Source organism: Bradyrhizobium sp. P2_E8 (genome assembly GCF_056403875.1).
Map to the genome: position 1 here is coordinate 1 of NZ_JBFUES010001491.1, position 1,246 is coordinate 1,246.

General features: G+C 62.7%; 2 protein-coding genes. Both read left to right on the plus strand.

The features are described from left to right. The coding region (locus AC1D00_RS41690) for a carbohydrate ABC transporter permease (protein WP_477014716.1) at window positions 1-368 on the plus strand (368 nt) is incomplete at its 5' end. Between the two features lie 79 nt (window positions 369-447). Beyond that, window positions 448-1,246: carbohydrate ABC transporter permease (locus tag AC1D00_RS41695; protein ID WP_477014717.1), on the plus strand; the 799-nt coding region annotated here is incomplete at its 3' end.

The following is a 1,246-nucleotide window of genomic DNA, read 5'->3' on the forward strand; positions in this document are numbered from 1 at the left end:
TGATCATCCTGCTCGCCGGCCTCCAGGCTATGCCGCGGGAGGTACAGGAGGCCGCCAAGGTCGATGGCGCCAACGGCTGGCAGTCGTTCCGGCACGTCACGTTTCCGATCATGCTGCCGGTCAGCATCACCGTCCTCATCATCCGCATCATCTTCAAGCTGAAGCTTGCCGATATCGTGATCAACGTAACGGCCGGCGGGCCCGGGGGCGCCACCGACACCGTGTCGAGTTTCATCTATCGCGTGTACCGCGACCGCTCCAATGTGGGATACGGCACGGCACTCGCCATGGTCTATCTGGCGCTGATCATCGTCCTCCTGACGCTGCTCCTGCGCTTGTCCAAGCGTTGGACGCAGAAAGTCATCTAGAACCAAGGAGTTCACGCGCGTGTCGACATTGGCATTGAAGCCCGTCCGGCGGCATCCCGCCGTCCCGCGCGCCAAGCGGATGCTTGGCCGCGCGCTGATCTATGCCGCGCTCCTGTTCTGGATGTTTATTTGCCTGTTCCCGATTTACTGGACGGTGACGACGTCGTTCAAATCGGCAGTCGACGTCACGCAGGCCCATCTGATCCCATGGGTCGATTTCCAGCCGGACTGGAAGGGATGGCGCTCGCTCGGGCTGTCGCCAGACACGCTGTTCGGCACCTCGACCGCCCGCGCGGAGTTCACGAGCCGGTTCGTCAATAGCATCATCACCTCGGTCGGCGCGTCCCTGCTCGCGTTGATCCTCGGTTCGCTCGCCGCCTATGGCCTCAGCCGCTTCCGCTACAAATTCGCCTGGATGCGCAACGACGACATCCTGTTCTTCTTCATGTCGCAACTGATCCTGCCGCCGGTCGTGCTCGCCCTGCCCTTCCTGGTGCTCTACAAGGCGCTCGCGCTGCTCGACACCCGCTTCGGCCTGATCCTGCTCTATACGCTCTCGGTCCTGCCCATCGTCATCTGGATCATGCGCGACCAGTTCAACGCGATCCCGATCGAGCTCGATGAAGCCGCCTTCGTCGATGGACTGTCGACCTGGGGTGCGTTCCTACGCATCATCCTGCCGCTTGCTGTGCCCGGGATGGTCGCCGCTTTCATCCTGTCGCTGGTGCTGTGCTGGAATGAATACTTCTTCGCGGCCCTCCTCACCAGCACGGATGCGAAGACGCTGCCGGTGATCGTGGCGAGCCAAACCGGCTCGCAAGGCATCAACTGGTGGTCGATGGCGGCGCTGTCGACGGCGGCAATCGCCCCGCTCGTCC